Origin of the sequence: Streptomyces sp. BI87, assembly GCF_025957665.1 — a bacterium.
GTDB lineage: Bacteria > Actinomycetota > Actinomycetes > Streptomycetales > Streptomycetaceae > Streptomyces > Streptomyces albidoflavus.
This window is the reverse complement of the sequence record NZ_CP110079.1, coordinates 6,496,665-6,519,063: the sequence shown is the minus strand read 5'-3', so window position 1 is coordinate 6,519,063 and position 22,399 is coordinate 6,496,665. Positions and strand designations below refer to the sequence as shown.

1 protein-coding gene (running past one end of the window) is annotated in these 22,399 nt (G+C 76.2%); it reads right to left on the bottom strand.

Features of this window, described 5'->3' with window-relative positions; all coding sequences use genetic code 11:
- Positions 1 to 22,399, bottom strand: the 5' portion of a protein-coding gene (locus OIM89_RS29210; protein ID WP_264491741.1) for a type I polyketide synthase. Its footprint begins 6,242 nt before the window's first position; 22,399 of the gene's 28,641 nt are visible here — the first part of the coding sequence; its start codon is at positions 22,397 to 22,399; its stop codon lies beyond the left edge, outside the window.

Sequence of the window (22,399 nt, the reverse complement as noted above, 5' to 3'; positions counted from 1 at the left end):
CGGAGCGGCCGACGGAGACGGCGCGGCGGGTGACGCACCACAGCGGGGCGTCGATCCCGGCGGCCGCCAGCAGGCGGAGCAGGGTGTCGGGGCGGGCGATGCCGTCCGTCGCGGTGCCGGCGAGCAGCGAGAGGACACCGGCGTACGCGGTGCTGTCGGCGGCCGCGCCGAGCAGGGCGGCGGTGCCGTCCTCGTCGGCGGGGACGGCGAGGTGGACGGCGCGCTCGCCGAAGGTGGCGGCCAGGGCCTCGGTCCACGCGTCGTCGTGTCCGGCCGGGGTCAGGACGAGCCAGGTTCCGGCCGGGCCCTCGTCGGCGGCGTTCCCGAGGGGGACGGGCTGCCACGTGACGCGGTAGCGCCAGCCGTCGAGCAGGGTGCGCTCGGACAGGCCACGGCGCCAGGTGGAGAGGGCGGGCAGCACGCTCGACAGGACCGTGTCGTCCAGGTCGAGGGTGGCGGAGAGCGACTCCAGGTCCTCGCGCTCCACAGCGGCCCAGAACGCGGCGTCCGCCGGGTCCTGCGCGGTGGCCGTGTGCGGCCCCGTGGCCGGCTCGGGCCAGTACAGCTCGCGTTGGAAGGCGTAGGTCGGCAGGTCGGTGCGGCGGGCACCGGTACCGGTGAACCAGGCGGTCCAGTCGACGACGACACCGGCGGTGTGGAGCCGGGCCAGCGCGGTGAGCAGCGCGCGCTCCTCGGCCCGGTCCTTGCGCAGCGCCGGGACGCTCACGCTGCCGGTTCCGTCGGCGGCCGTGTCGAGGACCCGGGCGGCCATGCCGGTGAGGACCCCGTCGGGGCCGATCTCCAGGTAGGCGTCGGCTCCGGCGTCGGCGAGGGCGCGGACGCCGTCGGCGAAGCGTACGGTCTCGCGGACGTGCCGCACCCAGTACTCGGGGTCGGTGAGCTGACCGGGCTCCGCGAGGGCGCCGGTGCCGTTGGAGACCACCGGGACGCGCGGTTCGGCGTACTCCAGGCTCTCCGCGACCCGGCGGAACTCGGCGAGCATCGGTTCCATCAGCGCCGAGTGGAAGGCGTGACTGACCGGCAGAGGCTGCGTCTTGCGCCCCTCCCCCGCGAAATCGGCTGCCAGGGAGAGGACTTCCTCCTGCTCACCGGCAATGACGACGGAGTCGGGACCGTTCACGGCGGCGAGGGACAGGCCGTCGGTCAGCCGGGGCGCCACCTCGTCCTCGGCCGCCCGCACGGCCACCATCGCCCCGCCGGAGGGAAGCTCCTGCATCAGACGGGCGCGGGCGGCGACCAGCGCGCAGGCGTCGTCCAGCGAGAGGACCCCCGCCACATGAGCCGCCGCGATCTCCCCGACCGAATGCCCCGCCACGAACTCCGGCGAGACCCCCCACGACTCCACCAGCCGGAACAGCGCCACCTCCACCGCGAACAGCGCGGGCTGCGTGTACCCGGTCGCATCCAGCAGCGCCGCCGCCTCCGAACCCTCCTCCGCGAACAGCACCTCCCGCAGCGGACGCTCCAGCCCCGTGTCCAGACGGGCCGCCACCGCGTCCAGCGCCTCCGCGAACACCGGGAAACGCCCGTACAACTCCCGGCCCATCCCCGCACGCTGCGAACCCTGCCCCGAGAAGAGCAGGGCGAGGCGGCGTTCCGAGGCACGGTCGCGGACGGTCTCCAGGGGTTCGCCCCCGGCGGTGACCAGGTGGACGGCGCGGTGGGCGAAGGCTCCTCGGCCGGTGGCCAGGCTGTAGGCGGTGTCGAGCGCGGGGACCTCGGGCCGGGCCTGAGTGAAGGCGGTCAGCCGTGCGGTCTGGGCCGCCAGGGCGTTCTCCGAGCGGGCCGAGACCAGCCAGGGCAGGACGGACGGCTCGGTGGCCGGTTCCGTGGCCTCGGCGGTGTCCGGTCCGGGCTGCTCCAGGATGACGTGGGCGTTGGTGCCGCTCACGCCGAAGGCGGAGACGCCCGCCCGGCGCGCACGGCCCGTCTCGGGCCAGGCGCGGTGCTCGCGGAGCAGTTCGACGGTGCCGTCGGACCAGTCGACGTGCGAGGACGGCGCGTCGACGTGCAGGGTGCGCGGCAGTTCGCCGTGGCCCAGGGCGAGGACGGTCTTGATGACACCGGCGGCGCCCGCGGCGGCCTGGGTGTGGCCCAGGTTGGACTTGACGGTACCGAGCAGCAGCGGCTGCTCCGGGTCGCGGCCCTCGCCGTAGGCGGCGATCAAAGCGTGGGCCTCGATCGGGTCGCCCAGGGTGGTGCCGGTGCCGTGCGCCTCGACGGCGTCGACCTCCGCCGGGGTGAGGTGCGCGTCGGCCAGCGCCTGGCGGATGACGCGCTGCTGGGCGCGGCCGTTGGGCGCGGTGAGGCCGTTGGAGGCGCCGTCCTGGTTGACGGCCGAGCCACGCAGCACGGCGAGGACGGGGTGGCCGTGGCGGCGGGCGTCGGAGAGGCGCTCCAGGACGAGGACGCCGGCGCCCTCGCCCCAGGCGGTGCCGTCCGCGGCGTCGGAGAAGGCCTTGCAGCGGCCGTCGCCGGCCAGGCCGCCCTGCGCGGTGAACTCCACGAAGGCGTCCGGGCTCGCCATCACGGAGACGCCGCCGGCGAGGGCCAGGGTGCACTCGCCGGAGCGCAGCGCCCCGGCGGCCATGTGCAGGGCCACCAGCGCCGAGGAGCAGGCGGTGTCGACGGTGACCGCCGGGCCCTCCAGCCCCAGGGTGTAGGACAGGCGGCCGGACATCACGCTGGCGGTGGTGCCGGTCGCGGCGTGGCCCCGCACGTCGGTGGTGCCACGCCGCAGCACGGTGGCGTAGTCCTGGCCGTTGGTGCCGACGAAGACGCCGGTGGCACTGGAGCGCAGGCCCTGCGGGTCGATGCCGGCCCGCTCCAGGGCCTCCCAGGAGGTCTCCAGCAGCAGGCGCTGCTGGGGGTCCATCGCGAGAGCCTCGCGCGGGGAGATGCCGAAGAACGAGGCGTCGAAGAGTCCGGCGCCCTGGAGGAATCCGCCCTCCAGGGTGGCGGAGCCGCCACGGGCCAGCGAGTCCAGGTCCCAGCCGCGGTCGGCGGGGAAGCCGGAGACGGCGTCGCGGCCCTCGCCGAGGAGCTGCCAGAGCTCCTCGGGCGACTCGACACCGCCGGGGAAGCGGCAGCCCATGCCGACCACGACGACCGGGTCGGTCTCCGTGGCGCGGGGAGCCTCGTCGGCCGCGTTCCCGCCCGCCGCCGGCTCGGGCAGGTCGCCCAGGATCTCGGCCAGGAGGTGGGCGGCCAGGTCGCGGGCGGTCGGGTGGTCGTAGACGAGGGTGGCGGGCAGGCGCAGGCCGGTGGTGGCGCCCAGGGTGTTGCGCAGTTCGACGGTGGTGAGCGAGTCGAAGCCGAGGTCGGTGAAGGCATGGTCGGGTTCGACGGCGTCCGGGTCGGGGTGACCCAGGACGGCGGCGACCTGGGCGCGCAGGAAGTCCAGCACGTACCGCTCGCGGGCGGGGCCGGTCAGGGCGGCGACCTGGCGCCGCAGCGCCGGTTCGGTGTCGCCGTGGGCGGTGGCCGCGCCGCCGGTGGCGCGTACCTCGGGCAGGTCACCGACGAGGGCGCGGTGCGGGGCGAAGACGGCGGCGTAGCGCGGCCAGTCGATGTCGGCGAGGAGGAGCGCGGTGTCGCGGTGGCCGACGGCGGCGTCGAGGGCGGTGAGCGCGTCCTCGGGGCTCATCGGGGTGAAGCCGCCACGCCGGACCCGGTCCTCGACGCCGGTGCCCTCGCCGGCCATGCCGGTGCCGGACCAGGGGCCCCAGGCCACCGAGGTGGCGGGCAGGCCCTGTTCGCGCCGGTGTTCGGCGAGGGCGTCGAGGTAGGCGTTGGCGGCGGCGTAGTTGGCCTGGCCGGCGGCGCCGAGGGTGCCGGCGGCCGAGGAGAACAGGACGAAGTCGGTGAGGCCGAGGTCGCGGGTCAGCTCGTGCAGGTGGGCGGCGGAGCGGGCCTTGGCGTCGAGGACGGCGGCGAACCGCTCCGGGGTGAGGGTGTCCAGGAGGCCGTCGTCGAGGACGCCCGCCGCGTGCACCACGGAGGCGAGGGGGCGGTCGGCGGGCACCTCGGCCAGGAGCGCGGCGAGCGCCTCCCGGTCGGCGGTGTCGCAGGCGGCGAGGGTGACCTCGGCGCCCAGTTCCCGCAGCTCGGCGGCGAGTTCGGCGGCGCCGGGAGCGTCCGGCCCACGCCGCCCGGCGAGCAGCAGGTGCGGCGTGCCGCGCCCGGCCAGGAGCCGGGCGACGTGGGCGCCGAGGGCGCCGGTGCCGCCGGTGATCAGGACGGTGCCCTCGGGGGCGAACGGACGCGCCGGTTCCTGGGGGGCCGGGTGGTGGGCGATCCGCCGTGCGTAGGTGGCGGAGGCGCGGACGGCGAGCTGGTTCTCCGTGCCGGGCACGGCCAGGAGGTGCGCCAGCCGGCGGGCGACGCGGGCGTCGAACTGCTCGGGCAGGTCGACCAGGGCGAGGCGGCGCGCCGGGTTCTCCAGGGCGGCGGCCCGGCCGAGGCCCCACACACCCGCCTGCCCGGGGCGGGCCAGCCGGTCGGCGCGTCCGGTGCTCACGGCCTGCCGGGTGACGATCCACAGGGGCGCGGTGATCCCGGCGTCGTCCAGGGCGTTCAGGGCGGTGGCCGTCGGCGCCACGGCGCCGGTCCCTGCCACGTCGTCGGCGGTGGGGGCGGTGTCGAGGGCCAGCAGGGCGAGGACGCCGGTGAAGCCCTCCTCGGGGCGCGGCAGCCGGCGCAGGGTGTCGGCGAGCGCGGCACGGTCGGGGTCCGCGAGGTCGACGGTGACCTCGGCGGTGTCCAGGCCGAGGGTGTCCAGCAGGGCGGCGGTCTCGGACGCGGCGGCGCCTGCCGGGCGCAGGACCAGCCAGGTGCCCTCGGGCCGTCCGGTGGGGGCGCCGTCGAGCGGCTTCCACACGATCCGGTGGCGGCGGCCGTCGGCGACGGCCTGTGCGGTGCGGCGGCGCCGCCACGAGGACAGGGCCGGCACCAGGGCGGACAGCGTGTCGTCGTCCAGGCCGAGGTCGGCGCCGAGCGTGGGCAGGTCGGCCCGCTCGACGGCCGACCAGAACGCGGCGTCGGCGCCGGTGTCGGCGGGGCCCGCGGCCGTGGCCGGGGTGAAGGTGGTGTCGGGCCAGTAGCGGCTGCGCTGGAAGGCGTAGGTGGGCAGGTCGACGCGGCGGGCGCCGGTTCCCTCGAAGGCGCCGGTCCAGTCGACGGCGGTGCCGTGGACGTGCAGCCGGGCGAGGGCGGCGGTGAGGGACGACACCTCGTCGCGGTCGCGGCGCAGCGCGGGGACGACGGTGACGGGCCGGGCACCGGTGGCGTCGGCCGGGTCGGCGTCGAGGACGTCGCGGGCGGCGGCGGAGAGGGTGCCGTCGGGGCCGAGTTCCAGGCAGGAGGTGACGCCCTGGCGGGCGAGGGTGCGTACGGCGTCGGCGAACCGGACGGTGGCACGGACCTGGCCGACCCAGTACTCGGGCGAACCCAGTTCCTCCGGGGTGGCGGGGGCGCCGGTGACGGTGGAGACCACCGGCACGAGCGGCGTCTCGTAGGTGAGGCCGCGGGCGACGCGGGCGAAGTCGTCGAGCATGGCGTCCATGCGCGGCGAGTGGAAGGCGTGGCTGACCTTCAGCGCGCGGGTGCGGCGGCCGTCCTCGGCGAGGCGGGCGGCGACGGCGGCGACCGGCTCCTCGTCGCCGGCGATCACCACGGCGCGCGGGCCGTTCACCGCGGCCAGGGAGATCCGGTCCTCGCGTCCCTCCAGGAGGGGCAGCACCTCTTCCTCGCTCGCCTCGACGGCGACCATGGCGCCGCCCGCCGGAAGGGCGGCCATGAGGCGGCCACGGGCGGCGACGAGGGCGCAGGCGTCGTCCAGGGAGAAGACCCCCGCCACGTGGGCGGCGGCGATCTCCCCGACGGAGTGGCCGACGACCTGGTCGGGGCGCACCCCCCAGGACTCGACGAGCCGGTACAGCGCCACTTCGAGGGCGAACAGGGCGGGTTGCGTGTACGCCGTGTCGTGCAGGAGCGCGGCCTCGGCAGTGCCCTCGTCGGCGAAGAGCACCTCGCGCAGCGGGCGGTCCAGGTCCTGGTCGAAGCGGGTGAGGACGGCGTCCAGGGCTTCCGCGAAGACCGGGTGACGGTCGTACAGCTCCCGTCCCATGGCCGGGCGCTGACTGCCCTGGCCGGTGAAGAGGAAGGCGAGCCCTCCTCGTGCGGGGGCGCCGGTGAGCAGCGAGGCGTCGGGGGTGCCCCCGCGCAGCGCGGTGAGCGCCCGCAGCAGGCCGTCCCGGTCGCCGGTGAGGACGGCGGCGCGGTGTTCCAGGGCGCCGCGGGTGGTGGCCAGCGAGTGGGCCAGGTCCACCAGCGGTACGTCCGGACGGCCTGCGAGGTGTCCGGCGAGGCGGTCGGCCTGCTCACGCAGGGCGGCCGGGGTCCGGGCGGAGAGCACGACGGGGACGCCCGGAGGCAGGGTGGCCGGGTCGCCGGCGGGGACCGGGGGTGCGGTGTGCTCGGTCGCGGGCTCCTCGGGCGCCTGCTCGACGATGGTGTGGACGTTGGTGCCGGAGAGGCCGAAGGAGGAGACGGCGGCCCGGTGGGGGCGTCCGGTCTGGGGCCACGGCACGGTCTCGGTGGCCAGGTCGATGGCGCCGGAGCTCCAGTCGACGTGGCTGGAGGGGGTGTCGACGTGCAGGGTGCGCGGGACGGTGCCGTGCCGCATCGCCATGACCATCTTCATGACACCGGCGATGCCGGAGGCCATCTGGGTGTGGCCGATGTTGGACTTCACCGAGCCGAGCAGCAGCGGCCGGTCCCCGGGCCGGTCCTGTCCGTACGTCGCCAGCAGGGCCTGGGCCTCGATCGGGTCCCCGAGGGCGGTGCCGGTGCCGTGGCCCTCGACCACGTCCACCTCGCCCGGGGTGAGCCGGGCGTTGGCGAGGGCCTGGCGGATGACGCGCGCCTGGGAGGGGCCGTTGGGGGCGGTGAGGCCGTTCGAGGCGCCGTCCTGGTTGACGGCGGAACCCCGGATGACGGCGAGGACGGGGTGGCCGTTGCGGCGCGCGTCGGACAGCCGCTCGACGAGGACCAGGCCGACGCCCTCGGCCAGGCTCATGCCGTCGGCGCCCTCGGCGTACGCCTTGCAGCGGCCGTCGGGGGCCATCGCGCGCTGGCGGCTGAAGCCGGTGAACGCCTGCGGGGTGGCCATGACGCTGACGCCGCCCGCCAGGGCGAGGGTGGACTCGCCGTTGCGCAGCGACTGGCAGGCCAGGTGGAGCGCGACCAGGGAGGAGGAGCAGGCGGTGTCGAGGGTGACGGCCGGGCCCTCCAGGCCGAAGGTGTAGGCGAGCCGGCCGGACATCACGCTGGAGATGGTGCCGGTGATCAGGTGGCCCTCGGCACCCTCGGAGCCGGCGCCGCCCGCGGTGTAGTCCTGGTAGCTGGCGCCGATGAAGGTACCGGTCATGCTTCCGCGCAGGGTCGCGGGGTCGATGCCCGCGCGCTCGATGGCCTCCCAGCCGGTCTCCAGCAGCAGGCGCTGCTGGGGGTCCATCGCCAGTGCCTCGCGCGGGGAGATCCCGAAGAAGCCGGCGTCGAAGTCGGCGACGTCGTGGAGGAATCCGCCCTGCGTGGAGTAGGTGGTGCCGGGCCGGTCGGGGTCCGGGTCGTAGAGGGCGTCGGCGTCCCAGCCCCGGTCGGCGGGGAAGCCGGTGATGGCGTCGGCGCCGGCCGCGATCAGCTCCCACAGGGCCTCGGGCGAACTGACGCCGCCGGGGTAGCGGCAGCTCATCGCGACGACGGCGATCGGCTCGTCGTCGGTGGCGGCCGTGGTGCGGAGCGGGCTCTCGGAGTCGGCGGCGGGACCGCCGACCAGGCCGCGCAGATAGCCCACGAGGGTGAGCGGGTCCGGGTAGTCGAACACCATGGTGCTCGGCAGGGTGAGGCCGGTGACGGAGGCCAGCCGGTTGCGCAGGTCGACGGCGGTGAGCGAGTCGAACCCGATGTCGCGGAAGGCGCGACGCTCCGACAGCACCTCCGGGGAGGCGTGGCCGAGGACGGTGGCGGCCTCCGAGCGGACGAGTTCCAGCAGGAGGCGGTCCTGCTCGCCGGCGGGCAGGGAGCGCAGGCGGTGGGTGAACTCTCCGGCCTCGCCGGCGCGGGCCTCGTCCTGCTCGGTGAGGCGGCGGACCTCGGGCACGTTCTCGAAGAGCTCGGTGGGCCGCGAGGAGGTGAAGACGGGGTGGTAGCGGTCCCAGTCGACGTCGGCGACGGCGACGGCGCCCTCGTCCCCGTCGAGGACCTGCCGGAGTCCGGCGAGGGCGAGCCGCGGGTCCATGAACTGCAGGCCGCTGCGGCGGATCTGGCCGGGGTCGACCCGGCCGAGCTTCATGTCGTCGGCCCAGATGCCCCAGGAGATCGCGGTCCCGTGGGCGCCTCGGGCGCACCGGTGCTCGGCGAGCGCGTTGACGTGGGCGTTGGCGGCGACGTACGCAGCGTGCCGGCCGCTCCCCCACATGCCGGCGGTGGACGAGTAGAGGACGAACGCGTCGAGCTGGTCGTCGTCGAGGAGTTCGTCGAGGTGCGCGGCGCCCGCGGTCTTGGCGTGGACGACCTTGGCGAACGCGTCGAGGCTGGTCTCCTCGATGGACTGGAGCTCGATGACGGCGGCGGTGTGGAAGACGCTGCGGACGGTGCGGCCCTCGGCGGTGAGACCGTCGAGGAGCGCGACGACCGCCTCGCGGTCGGTGACGTCGCAGGCGGCGACCGTCACCCGGCAGCCGCGTTCGCCGAGTTCGGCGGCGAGTTCGGCGGCGCCGGGGGCGTCCGCGCCACGGCGGCTGGTGAGGACCAGGTCACGGGCGCCCTGGTCGGCGAGCCAGCGGGCCAGGTGCGGGCCGAGCGTTCCGGTGCCGCCGGTGACCAGGACCGTGCCGCGCGGGCTCCAGCGGCCGGAGCCGGTGGGCGCCGGGGCCGGGGAGACGCGGCGGGCCAGGACGCCGGAGGCGCGGACGGCCAGCTGGTCCTCGCCGGTGGTGCCGGACAGGACGGCGGCGAGACGTTCGCCCGCCCGGCGGTCCAGGGTCTCGGGCAGGTCGACGGTGCCGCCCCACCGGTCCGGGTGTTCCAGGGCCGCGGTCCAGCCGAAGCCCTGGACGAGGGCCTGGGCGGGCCGGGTGAGGCGGTCGGCGCGCCCGGTGGAGACGGCGCCGCGGGTGAGCGCCCAGAAGGGTGCCTCGATCCCGGCGTCGCCGAGGGCCTGCGTCAGTGTGACGCTGAGGGCGAGACCGGTGGTGAGGACCGGGTGGGCGGTCCCGGTGGACTCGTCGTCGGCCAGCAGGGAGACCACCCCGGCCGGTTCGGGCAGGTCGCGCAGCCGCTCCGTGAGAACTGCCCGGTCGGCGTCGGCGTCTGTCAGCGCCAAGGGCAGGGTCCGGGCGCCGTGCGCGGTCAGCTGCTCCGCCACGGCGGCGGCGTACTCCGGGTCGGTGCCCTCCGCGGTGACGAGCAGCCAGGTGCCGTCCAAGGTGGCGGAGGGGAGCGCGCCGAGCGGCTTCCAGGTGGCGCGGTAGCGCCAGGACCCGACGGTGGAACGGTCGCGCTTTCCACGGCGCCAGGTGGAGAGGGCGGGCAGCAGCGGGGCGAGCGCCTCCCGGTCGAGTTCCAGGCGGGAGGCGAGGGACTCCGCGTCCTCCCGCTCGACCTCGGCCCAGAACTCGGCGTCGGCGGGGTCGCCGTCGCCGGAGCCCTGCGGGCGGGCGGAGACGGCCCACAGGTGCTCGCGCTGGAAGGCGTAGGTGGGCAGGGGTGTCCTGCGGGCGCCGGTGCCCGCGTAGACCGCGTTCCAGTCGGCCCGGCCGCCGCGCACCCACTGTTCGGCGAGGGAGGTGAGGAAGCGCGCGGTGCCGCCCTGTTCGCGGCGCAGGGTGCCGACGGCGACGGCCGGGCGGGCGGCCTCCTCGGCGGTGGCCTGAACGGCCATGGTCAGCACGGGGTGGGGACTGATCTCGACGAAGAGCGTGTGCTCGGTGTCGAGCAGGGCGCGCACGCCGTCCTCGAAGCGGACGGTCTGCCGCAGGTTGCGGTACCAGTAGGCGGCGTCCATGCCGGTGGTGTCGAGCGCGGTGCCGGTGACCGTGGAGTGGAACGGGACACCGGCGGCGCGGGGTGCCACCGGGGCGAGGATGTCGAGGAGTTCGGCCTCGATCCGCTCCACCTGTGCCGTGTGGGAGGCGTAGTCCACGGCGATCCGGCGGGCCCGCAGGTCGCGGGCGGCGAACTCCGCCTGGAGGGCGTCCAGGGCCTCGGGCGTACCGGCGAGGACGACGGAGCGCGGGCCGTTGACGGCGGCGACGGAGACCGCGCCCGCGTGGGGGGTCAGGTACTGCTCGGCCTCGGCGGCGGACACCTGGACGGACATCATGCCGCCGGCCCCGGCCAGGACCCGGCGGATGGCCTGGGAGCGCAGGGCGACGACGCGGGCGCCGTCGTCGAGGGTGAGGGCGCCGGAGACGACGGCGGCGGCGATCTCGCCCTGGGAGTGGCCGATCACCGCGTCGGGGGTGACGCCGTGGGCCCGCCACAGCTCCGCGAGGGAGACCATCACGGCCCAGGTGGCGGGCTGCACGACGTCGACCCGGTCCAGGGTGGGCGCGCCGTCGGCCTGGCGGACGACGTCGACGAGGTTCCAGTCGGTGTACGGGGCCAGAGCGGCCGCGCACGCGTGGAACCGCTCGGCGAACGCCGGTGAAGTGTCCAGGAGTTCGGCCCCCATGCCCGCCCACTGGGAGCCCTGGCCGGGGAAGACGAAGACGGTGCGGCCGTCGGTGTCGGCGGTGCCGTGGACCACCTGGCCGGTGGACTCGCCCGCACCGAACGCGGCGAGCGCGTCGGTGAGTTCGCCGGTGCCGGCGCCGAGGGCGACGGCGCGGTGCTCCAGGACGGAGCGTGCGGTGATCAGGGTGTGGCCGACGTCGGCGGGGTGCGGTGCCGCGCCGGAGGTGACGTGGGCGGCGAGGTGGGCGGCCTGCTCGCGCAGGGCGGAGGGGGCGGCGGCCGAGAGAATCCAGGGCAGGGTGCCGCCCGCGGGCAGGGTGGGTTCGGCGGCGGGGGCGGGCTCCTCGACGGGGGCCGCCTGTTCCAGGATGGCGTGCGCGTTGGTGCCGCTGATCCCGAAGGAGGAGACGGCGGCGCGCAGCGGGCGGTCCTCCCGGGCCCAGCCGGTGTTCTCGGTGACGAGGCGGACGGTGCCGCTGGACCAGTCGATGTGGCTGGAGGGCTCCGCGGCGTGCAGGGTGCGGGGCAGGGTGCCGTGGCGCATCGCCATGACCATCTTGATGACGCCCGCGACACCGGCGGCCGACTGGGTGTGGCCGATGTTGGACTTCACCGAGCCGAGCAGCAGCGGGTTGTCGGGGTCGCGGTCCCTGCCGTAGGTGGCGTGCAGGGCCTGGGCCTCGATGGGGTCGCCCAGGGCGGTGCCGGTGCCGTGCGCCTCGACCGCGTCGATGTCGTCGGGGGTGAGACCGGAGGCGGCCAGGGCCTGGCGGATGACGCGGACCTGGGAGGGGCCGTTGGGGGCGGTCAGGCCGTTGGAGGCGCCGTCCTGGTTGATGGCGGAGCCGCGGACGACGGCGAGGACCTCGTGGCCGTTGCGGCGGGCGTCGGAGAGCCGCTCCAGGACGAGGATGCCGACGCCCTCGGCGAGGGTCATGCCGTCGGCGCTCTCGGAGAAGGCCTTGCAGCGGCCGTCCCGGGCGAGGGCCCGTTGCCGGCTGAACGCGATGAACGGCATCGGGTTGGTCATGACGGTGGCGCCGCCCGCCAGGGCGAGGGTGGTCTCGCCGTTGCGCAGCGACTGGCAGGCCAGGTGCAGCGCCACCAGCGACGAGGAGCAGGCGGTGTCGACGGTGACGGCCGGGCCCTCCAGGCCGAAGGAGTAGGCGAGACGGCCGGAGAGCACGCTGGGGCTGGAGCCCGTGACGGCGTGGCCCGCGGACCCGTCGTCCATGGCGACGCCGTAGTCCTGGTAGGTGGAGCCGATGAAGGTGCCGGTGGGCGTGGAGTGCACGGCGGCCGGGTCGATGCCCGCGTGCTCGAACGCCTCCCAGGTGGTCTCCAGCAGGAGGCGCTGCTGCGGGTCCATGGAAACGGCCTCGCGCGGCGAGATGCCGAAGAACCCGGCGTCGAACTCGCCCGCGTCGTGCAGGAATCCGCCCTGCGTGGAGTAGGTGGTGCCGGGCCGGTCGGGGTCCGGGTCGTAGAGCGCGTCGCCGTCCCAGCCCCGGTTGACCGGGAACTCCGAGATCGCGTCGGTGTTGTCGGCGACGAGCTGCCAGAAGGCGTCGGCGGAGCGGGCGCCGCCGGGGAAGCGGCAGCTCATCCCGACGATGGCGATGGGCTCGTCGGTGACGGCGGGGCCGGTCGCCACGGGGGCGGTCTCGGCCGTGCCGAGGAGTTCGGCACGGAGGTGGCGGGCGAGGGCGAGCGGGTTCGGGTAGTCGAACACCAGGGTGCTCGGCAGCGCGAGTCCGGTGAGGACGGCGAGCCGCTTGCGCAGTTCGACGGCGGTCAGCGAGTCGAACCCCGCGTCACGGAACGCCTTCTTGACCGGCACCCCCTCGGCGGAGGTGTGCCCGAGCACGACGGCGGCCTCGGCCCGCACGAGGTCGACGAGCAGGCGCTCCTGTTCCTGCTCGGTGAGGCCGCCGAGGCGGTCCGCCAGCCCGGAGACGGTACCGGGTGCCCCGGAACTGCCCAGGGCCGCGACGGTGTCGACCGTGTCGAAGAGACGGCTGGACCGGGCGGCGGTGAAGACCGGGTGGTACTGCTCCCAGTCGACGTCGGCGACGGTCACGGCGGTCTCGCCGCGTACGACGGCCCGGCGCAGCTCCGTCATGGCGGTGGCGGGGTTCAGCAGCCGCAGGCCGACGCGTTCCAGGTTCTCGGAGACCGTCCGGTGGGCGCTGGCCATGCCGACCTCGGCCCAGGGGCCCCAGGCGACGGAGGTGGCGGCGAGGCCGCGCGAGCGGCGGTTCTCGGCGAGCGCGTCGAGATAGGCGTTGGCTGCGGCGTAGGCGCTCTGGCCCGCGCTCCCCCAGACCCCGGCGACGGAGGAGACCAGGACGAGGAAGTCGAGGTCGTGGCCGTCGAGGAGGGCGTGGAGGTGGGCGGCGCCGAGGGTCTTGGCGGCCATGGCGGCGGCGACCTGGTCGAGCGGGGTGTCGGCGAGCGGCGCGGCCTGGCCGACGCCGGCGGCGTGCACGACTCCGGTGAGGGGGGCGTCCTCGGGCACCGCGGCGAGGACCGCGGCGAGGGCGTCGCGGTCGGCGCTGTCGCAGGCGGCGAGGGTGACACGGGCGCCCAGCTCCTCCAGTTCGGCGCGGAGTTCGGCGGCGCCGGGGGCGTCGGGGCCGCGGCGGCCGGTGAGGACGAGGTGGGCGGCGCCGGAGCGGGCGAGCCAGCGCGCGGCCTCGGCGCCGAGGCCGCCGGTGCCGCCGGTGACCAGGACGGTGCCGGAAGCGGTGAACTCGTCCTCGCGGGGCAGGGCGTCGCCGGGGTGGCGGACCACGCGGCGGGCCAGGGTGCCGCCCGCCCGGACGGCGAGCTGGTCCTCGCCGTCACGGGTGGCGAGGACGCTGACCAGACGCTGGGTGGCCGGGGCGTCGAGGACCTCCGGCAGGTCGACCAGACCGCTCCACTGCTCGGGGCGTTCCAGAGCGGCGACCCGGCCCAGGCCCCAGGCGGCGGCGCGAGCGGGGTGGGTGAGCGGGTCGCCGGGGCCGGTGGAGACGGCACCGCGGGTGACCGTCCACAGCGGGGCGGTGACGGAGGCGTCGCCGAGTGCCTGGGCGAGGACCACGCCCAGGGCGAAGCCGGCCGGGAGTCCGCCTGCGGGTGCGTCGGTGCCGGTGGCCTCGGGGTGGGCGGCGTCGGCGAGCGGCAGCAGCGACAGGATGCCGCTGACACCGGCGGTGCCGTCCGCCGCGGCGTTCTCGACGGCGGCGCGCAGGGTGATGGCGAGGCGGTCGCGGTCGAGGTGGGAGGCGTCGAGCACCAGGCGCTCGAGGACGGCGCCGTGGCCGCGCAGGGCGGCGAGGACGGTGTCGGACGCGCCGTCGTCGGCGGTGGTGACGGCCAGCCAGGTCCCGTCGAGCACCGGGGCACTCTCGGTACCGGCGGGCTGCCAGGCGATCCGGTAGCGGGCCGCGTCGAGGACGGCGCGTTCCTGACGGGCGCGGCGCCAGGAGCTCAGCGACGGCAGCAGCGCGTAGAGGGAGGCGTGCTCCTCGTCGCGGAGGCCGAGGAGCCCCGCGAGCCCGGCGGCGTCGCCTCGTTCGACGGCGGTCCACAGCTCGGCGTCGGCGGGGTCGCCGGTGCCGTCGCCGGTGCGGCGCACGGTCGGCGCGGTCGTGTCCGGCCAGTAGCTCTCGTGCTGGAAGGCGTACGTGGGCAGCTCGACGGTGCCGGCGCCGGCCGGGTGGACCGCGCCCCAGTCGACGCGGACACCGCGGACGTGGAGCCGGGCGAGGGCGGTGAGGACGGACTCGTCCTCCGGCCGGCCGCTGCGCAGCGTCGGGACGGCGTCGGCCTCGGCGGCGTCACCGAGGGTGTCCTGGGCGGCGGCGCACAGGGAGCCACCGGGGCCCAGTTCGAGGTAGGTGCTGGCGCCGGCCTCGTGGGCGGCGCGCACGGCGTCGGCGAAGCGGACGGTGGAGCGCACGTGGCGGACCCAGTAGTCGGCGGTCCGCAGGTCGTCGCCCTCGGCGAGGCGGCCCGTGAGGTCGCAGGCCACGGGGACGGTGGGCTCGTGGTAGGTCAGGCCCTCGGCGACCTCGCGGAAGGCGTCCAGGACGGCGTCCATGCGGGGCGAGTGGAAGGCGTGGCTGACCCGCAGGCGGCGGGTGGCGCGGCCGAGGCCGGCGAAGTGCGCGGCGATGCCCGCGGCGGCCTCCTCCTCGCCGGAGACGACGACGGCCGACGGCCCGTTGACGGCGGCGAGGGAGACCACGTCCTCCTGCCCCTGGAGCAGGGGCAGGACCTCCTCCTCGGACGCCTGGAGCGACCACATGGCGCCGCCCTCGGGCAGGGCCTGCATCAGGCGGGCGCGGGCGGCGACCAGGGCGCAGGCGTCGTCCAGGGAGAGGACGCCTGCGGCGTGGGCGGCGCCGATGCCGCCGACGGAATGGCCGAGGAGTACGCCGGGGCGCACGCCCCAGGACCGGACGAGCCGGTACAGCGCGGTCTCCAGAGCGAACAGAGCGGGCTGGGTCCAGCCGGTCTCGTACAGGGCGGCGGCGCCCGGGGTGCCCTCCTCGGCGAACATGACGTCCTTGAGGGAGCCGTGCGGGGTGCCGGAGGGCGCGTCGACGAGGAGCGCATCGAGGCGCGCGACGACCTCGTCCAGAGCCTCGGCGAAGACCGGGTGCCGCTCGTACAGTTCGCGGCCGGTGCCGGGGCGCTGGCTGCCCTGGCCGGTGAAGAGCAGGGCGGTGCGGCCGGTACCACCGGTCTCGCCGAGGACGAGCGCCGGGTCGGGGCGGTCGGCGGCGAGGGCGGCCAGGGCGCGGCGGGCGTCGTCGGCGGTGCCGACGACCACGGCGCGCTGCTCGAAGGCCGGGCGGGTGGTGGCCAGCGAGTGGGTGACGTCGACGGGGGCGTCGCCGGGGCGCGCGTCGAGGTGGGCGAGCAGCCGGGCGGCCTGGGCGCGCAGCGCGGGCCGGGTGCGGCCGGAGAGAGTCCAGGGCAGGACGGCGGGTTCGGCGGGCGCGGGGACGGCGGACCCGGCGGGGGCGGGCTCGCCCTGTTCCAGGACGATGTGCGCGTTGGTGCCGCTGATGCCGAAGGAGGAGACGCCGGCGCGGCGCGGGCGACCGGTCTCGGGCCAGCGGGCCGGCTCCTGGAGGATGCGGACGTCGCCGGACTCCCAGTCGACGTGGCGGGAGGGGCTGCCGGCGTGCAGGGTGCGGGGCAGTTCCCCGTGGCGCATCGCCATGACCATCTTGATGACGCCCGCGACACCGGCGGCGGCCTGGGTGTGGCCGATGTTCGACTTCACCGAGCCGAGCAGCAACGGCCGCTCCTCGGGCCGGTCCTGGCCGTACGTGGCGAGGAGGGCCTGGGCCTCGATGGGGTCGCCGAGAGCGGTGCCGGTGCCGTGCGCCTCGACGGCGTCGACGTCGGCGGTGGTGAGGCCGGCGGTGTCCAGGGCCTGGCGGATGACGCGCTGCTGGGAGGGGCCGTTGGGGGCGGTCAGGCCGTTGGAGGCACCGTCCTGGTTGACGGCGGAGCCCCGGACCACGGCGAGGACGCGGTGGCCGTTGCGGCGCGCGTCGGAGAGCCGCTCCAGGACGAGCATGCCGACGCCCTCGGACCAGCCGACCCCGTCGGCCTCGTCGGAGAACGCCTTGCAGCGGCCGTCGGGCGACAGGCCGCGCTGGCGGGAGAACTCGATGAGGGAGGTCGGCGTGGACATCACCGTGACGCCGCCGGCCAGGGCGAGCGAGCACTCGCCCGAGCGCAGGGCCTGCATCGCCCAGTGCATGGCGACCAGGGAGGAGGAGCAGGCGGTGTCGACGGTGACGGCCGGGCCCTCCAGGCCCAGGGCGTAGGAGACGCGGCCGGAGGCGATGCTGGGGGCGGTCCCGCTGCCCTGGTGGCCCTCGAAGCGCTCGTCGGCGAGGGTCGCCGAGTAGTCGCTGTACATGACGCCGGCGAAGACGCCGGTCCGGCTGCCGCGCAGGCCCACCGGGTCGATACCGGCGTGCTCGACGGCGGTCCAGGACGCCTCCAGCAGCAGCCGCTGCTGGGAGTCGGTGGCGAGCGCCTCACGGGGGCTCATGCCGAAGAAGCCCGCGTCGAACTCGCCCGCGTCGTGCAGGAATCCGCCGTAGCGGGTGTACGAGGTGCCGGGGTGGTCCGGGTCCGGGTGGTACAGGGAGTCGAGGTCCCAGCCGCGGTTGACGGGCAGGCCGCCGATCGCGTCGGTGCCCTCGGTGACCAGGCGCCACAGATCGTCGGGCGAGCCGACGCCGCCGGGGTAGCGGCAGCTCATGCCGACGATGACGATCGGGTCGTCGGCGGTGGCCGGCGTCCGCGGGGCGGGGGCGGGGGCAGCGGTCTCCGGGGCGTCGGTCAGCTCGGCCAGGAGGTGGCCGGCCAGGGCCGCGACGGTCGGGTAGTCGAAGGTGACGGTGGCGGAGGTGCGCAGGCCGGTGGCGGCGGCCAGCCGGTTCCGCAGCTCGACGGCGGTCAGGGAGTCGAACCCGAGATCCTGGAAGGGGCGTTCGGGGTCGATGTCGGCGGCCGAGGCGTGGCCGAGGACGGCGGCCGTCCGGTCGCGCACCAGGTCGACGACGGCCTCCGTACGGGCCTGCTCGTCGAGCCGGGCGAGCCGCTGGGCGAGGCCGAGGGCTGCCTCGGAGCCGGTGCGTACCGTGCGGCGGGCGCGGGTGCGGACCAGGCCGCGCAGGAGCGGGGGCACCTCGCCCCGGCCCCGCAGGGCGGCCAGGTCCAGGCGGACGGGGAGGACGGCGGCGCGGGGCAGGGCGAGAGCGGCGTCGAACAGGGCCAGGCCCTGTTCGACGGTGAGCGGGGGCGTGCCGGAGCGGGACATGCGCTCCAGGTCCCGCTCGGACAGTTCGCCGGTCATGCCGCCGTCGAGGGGCACCCACGGACCCCAGCCGAGGGAGAGGCCGGGCAGCCCGGCGTCGCGGCGCAGGCGGGCCACGGCGTCCAGGAAGGCGTTGCCGGCCGCGTAGTTGGCCTGGCCGGGGGCGCCGGTGGTGCCGGCGAGGGAGGAGAACACGACGAAGGCGGCGAGGTCGAGGTCGCGGGTGGCCCGGTGCAGATGCCAGACGGCGTCGGCCTTGGGCCGCAGGACGGCGGCGAGCCGTTCCCCGGTGAGGGATTCGACCAGGCCGTCGTCGAGGATGCCGGCGGTGTGCACGACGGCCGTGACGGGGTGGGCGGCCGGTACGGCGGCGAACAGCCGGTCCACGGCTTCCGGATCGGCGACGTCGCAGGCGGCGAGGGTGACCTCGGCGCCCAGTCCGCCGAGGTCGGCGGCGAGTTCGGCGGCGCCGGGGGCGTCGGGGCCGCGCCGGCCGGCGAGCACCAGGTGGCGTACGCCGTGCTCGGTGACGAGGTGGCGGGCGAGGGCGGCGCCGAGGCCGCCGGTGCCGCCGGTGACGACGACCGTGCCCTCGGGGTTCCAGGCGGCGGCGGTTGCCTCGCCGTCGGGGCGGACGCGGGCGAGCCGGGCGGCGAACACGGTGTCGCCCCGCAGCGCGGTCTGCGGTTCCTCGGCGGCGAGGGCCGCGACGAGCGCCTCGGGGTCGGTCGGGGCGACGGGGTCGAGGTCGAGCAGGCCGAACCGGTGGGGGTGTTCGGCCTGGGCGGAGCGGACCAGGCCCCAGACGGCGGCGGCGGCCGGGTCGGTGAGTGGTCCTTCGCCGACGGCGACGGCGCCGCGGGTGACGAACACCAGGCGCGCGCCGGCCCGGGTGTCCTCGGCGAGCCAACGCTGGATGTGCCCGAGGACGCGGGCGGTGCTCGCGTGGACCTCGGCGGGTACGGCGTCGGGGTCGCCGCCGCCGACGGGGACGAGCACCAGGGCCGGTGTGTCGGGTCCTGCGGTCCCGGTGAGCGGGCTGACGGTGAGCCCGGCGGCGGTGAGGGCGGCGCCGAGCCGGAGGGGGTCGGTGCCGAGCAGGCCGACGGTGCCGGGCGCGTCAGGGGCGTCGGAGCCGTGGAGGCGGGTCCAGTCGAGGTGGAAGAGGGCGTCGCGCTCCAGCACGCCGGCGGCGGCCCGGCGCGCGTCGGGGGCGGAGCGCAGCACGAGGGAGCCGACCGAGGCGACGGGTGCCCCAGTGGTGTCCGCGACGGTGAGGGTGACGGCGTCGTCGCCCGCGGGGGTGATGCGGACGCGGGCCTCGGCGGCGCCGGCCGCGTGGAGGGTGACGTCCTGCCAGGCGAACGGCAGGCCGCCACGGGCGTCCTCGCCGAGCGGGGCCAGTGCGGTGGCGTGCAGGGCCGCGTCCAGCAGCGCGGGGTGCAGGCCGAAGGAGGAGGCGTCGCCCGCGGGTCCCGCGTCGAGAGCCACCTCGGCGAAGGTCTCCTCGCCCCGGCGCCAGACGGCGCGCAGGCCGCGGAAGGCGGGACCGTAGGCGAAGCCCGACTCGGCCAGGCCCTCGTAGAAGCCGTCGAGACCGACGCTCTCGGCACCGGCGGGCGGCCAGACGGCGGCGTCGAACTCCTCGCCGTGGTGGGCGCCGGAGGCCAGGGTGCCGGCGGCGTGCTGGGTCCAGGGCCGGTCGTCGTCGCCGTCGGGGCGGGAGTACAGGGTCAGGGCGCGGCGGCCGGTCTCGTCGGGGCTGCCGATCCAGACCTGGACCTGGACGCCGCCGTCCTCGGGCAGGGCGAGCGGGGCGGCGAGGGTGAGTTCCTCGACGCGGTCGCAGCCGACCTCGTCGCCGGCGCGGACGGCGAGTTCGAGGAAGGCGGTGCCGGCCAGCAGCACGGTGCCGCGCACGGTGTGGTCGGCGAGCCAGGGATGGGTGCGCACCGAGAGGCGGCCGGTGAGGAGCAGGCCGTCGGAGTTGGCGAGGGTGACGGCGGCGGCGAGCAGCGGGTGGTGGGCGGCGCCGAGGCCTGCGGAGCGCATGTCGCCGGTGAGCCCCGTGACGCCCTTGGGCCAGAAGCGGCGGTGCTGGAAGGCGTAGGTCGGCAGGTCGGTGTGGCCGGCGCCGGTCCCCTCGAACCAGCGGTCCCAGCGCACCGGGACGCCGCGCAGGTGGAGTCCGGTGGCGGTCTCGGTGAGGGTGGCGGCCTCGGGGCGGTCCTTGCGGAGCGCGGGCAGCACGGCGGCGTGCTCGTGCCCGGCGGCGTCCAGGACGGTCCGGGTGAGGGCGGCCAGGGTGGCGTCGGGGCCCAGTTCGAGGAAGAGCCCGGTGCCGTGTCCGGCGAGCCAGGAGACACCGTCGGCGAAGCGCACGGCGTGGCGGACGTGATCGGTCCAGTAGCCGGCGGAGGTGAGCTGCTCGACGGTGGCGGGTACGCCGGTGAGGTTGGAGACGACCGGGACGGTGGGGGCCTGCGGGGAGAGTCCGGCGACGACCGCGCGGAACTCCTCCAGCATCGGGTCCATGAGCGGCGAGTGGAACGCGTGGGAGACCCGCAGCCTGCGGGTGCGGCGCCCGAGGGCCTCGACACGGGCGGCGACGTCCTCGACGGCGTCCTCGGCTCCGGAGACGACGACCGCGGCCGGGCCGTTGACAGCGGCTACGGAGACCCGTCCGGCGTGTTCGGCGACGAGCGGCGCGACCTCGTCCTCGGTGGCCTCCAGGGAGACCATGGCGCCGCTCTCGTCCAGGGCCTGCATGAGGCGGCCACGGGCGGTGACCAGGGTGCAGGCGTCGGCGAGCGTGAACACCCCGGCGACATGGGCGGCGGCTATCTCGCCGACGGAGTGGCCGGTGAGGTGGTCGGGGGTGACGCCCCAGGACTCGACGAGCCGGTACAGGGCCACTTCGAGGGCGAACAGGGCGGGCTGCGCGTACTCGGTGCGGTCGAGGAGCGCGGCCTCCTCGCTGCCCTCCTCGGCGAGGATCAGGGGCTTCAGCGGGCGGTCGAGCCCCGCGTCGAGGTGCTCCAGGATCTCGTCGAGGGCGCGGGCGAAGACGGGGAAGCGGGCGTGGAGATCGCGGCCCATGCCGGGACGCTGGGAGCCCTGGCCGGAGAAGAGCACGGCGAGCTTGGTACGGCCACGCAGCTGGTGGGTGGTGAGACCCGGGGCGTCCTCACCGGCGGCGAGTGCGGTCAGGACGGCGACGGCGGTGTCCCGGTCGGCGGTGGTGAAAGCCGCTCGGTGCTCCAGGGCGGAGCGGGTGGTGGCGAGCGCGTGGGAGACGTCCAGGGCGGGCGCCGCGGGCCGGGCGGCGAGGTGGCCGAGGAGCCGGGCGGCCTGGGCGCGCAGGGCCTCGGGGGTGCGGCCGGAGAGCAGCCAGGGCAGCGCCCCGGCGTCGACGGCCGGGGCGGCCCCGCCGTCGTCGGCGGCCGGCTCCTGGGGAGCCTCCTCGATGATGGTGTGCGCGTTGGTGCCGGACAGGCCGAAGGAGGAGATGCCCGCGCGACGCGGCGCGTTCTCGCGGGGCGGCCAGGGGGCGGGCTCCGTCAGCAGGCGGACCGAGCCCTCGCTCCAGTCGACGTGGGTGGAGGGCTGGTCGACGTGGAGGGTGCGCGGCAGCAGGCCGTGGCGCATCGCCATGACCATCTTGATGACGCCCGCCACGCCCGCCGCGGCCTGGGTGTGGCTGATGTTGGACTTGACCGAGCCGAGGAGCAGCGGGTTGTCGGCCGCGCGGCCCTGGCCGTAGGTGGCCAGCAGGGCTTGGGCCTCGACGGGGTCACCGAGGACCGTACCGGTGCCGTGCGCCTCGACGGCGTCGACGTCCGCGGCGGTGAGCCGGGCGTTGACCAGGGCGGACTCGATGACGCGCTGCTGGGAGGGACCGTTGGGGGCGGTCAGGCCGTTGGAGGCACCGTCCTGGTTGACGGCGGACCCCCGGACCACCGCGAGGACGCGGTGGCCGTTGCGGCGGGCCTCGGAGAGCCGCTCCAGGACGAGGACGCCGACGCCCTCGGACCAGCCGGTGCCGTTGGCGGCGTCGGCGAAGGACCGGCAGCGCCCGTCGGCGGCGAGGCCGCCCTGGCGGGCGAACTCGACGAAGGTGGTGGGGCTGGCCATGACGGTGACACCGGCGGCCAGGGCCAGGGAGCACTCCCCCGCGCGCAACGACTGGGCGGCCAGGTGCAGGGCCACCAGGGAGGAGGAGCAGGCGGTGTCGACGGTCACGGCCGGTCCGACGGCACCGAAGAAGTAGGAGAGCCGCCCGGAGAGGATGCTGGTGGCGTTGCCGGTGAGCTGGAAGCCCTGGACGTCGTCGTCGGGGCCGACCCGGTAGTCCTGGGGCATGGCGCCGACGAACATGCCGGTGCGGCTGCCGCGTACGCCCGCGGGGTCGATGCCGGCCCGTTCGAAGGCCTCCCAGCCGGTCTCCAGGAGCAGACGCTGCTGCGGGTCCATGGACAGCGCCTCGCGGGGCGAGATGCCGAAGAAGTCCGGGTCGAAGGCGGGCGCGTCGTGCAGGAAGCCACCGGCGAAGTCGGCGGGGCCCTCGCCCAGGGCGGCCTCCCAGCCACGGTCCTCGGGCATGCCGGTGATGCCGTCCTCGCCGGCGACCAGCATTTTCCACAGGTCCTCGGGGCTGCTCACCCCGCCGGGGTAACGGCAGCTCATGCCGACGATCGCGATGGGCTCGGTGGCCGCCGCCTCCAGCTCGGTCACCCGCTGCCGGGAGCGCTTCAGATCGGCGCTCGCCCGCTTCAGGTAGTCCCGGAGCTTCTGTTCCTTGTCCAT